General features: G+C 65.7%; 1 protein-coding gene and 1 pseudogene. One reads left to right on the plus strand and one right to left on the minus strand.

Translation table 11 applies throughout. The annotated features are described in order from the left end of the window. A partial coding sequence (locus tag IG05_RS46435; protein WP_158839167.1) for a zinc ribbon domain-containing protein occupies positions 1 to 248 on the plus strand: 248 nt, incomplete at its 5' end. A 25-nt stretch (positions 249 to 273) separates the two neighbouring features. Here the strand turns inward: IG05_RS46435 and IG05_RS47465 are convergent. After that, positions 274 to 394 (minus strand): annotated as a pseudogene (locus tag IG05_RS47465) (class E sortase); the annotation flags it as partial.

Below are 394 nucleotides of genomic sequence, written 5' to 3' on the forward strand. Positions count from 1 at the left end.
CCTCCAAGCTCTGCTCGGCCTGCGGCCGCTTGCAGGACAGGATGCCGCTGAACGTCCGCACCTGGACGTGCGACAGCTGTGGCACGACCCACGACCGGGACGTGAACGCGGCGAAGAATCTCATGGCCGCCGGGCTGGCGGTGTCGGCCTGTGGAGCCGGTATAAGACCTCAACGGAGCACTCCGGGCGGGCAGTCGGCGATGAAGCAGGAAGCTGTACGGCGCGAGCCGCCGGAATCCCCCTCCTGAAGGAGGGGGAGGAAGTCAACTGTCCCTACTCGACGAGCGCATCCGGCTTGCCCTTGCTGCGCGGCCGTTCCTCGACCATCTTGCCCCAGACGATCAACCGGTACTTGCTGGTGAACTCCGGAGTGCAGGTCGTCAGCGTGATGTAC

Source organism: Streptomyces sp. NRRL S-1022, assembly GCF_000720135.1.
Lineage (GTDB): Bacteria > Actinomycetota > Actinomycetes > Streptomycetales > Streptomycetaceae > Streptomyces.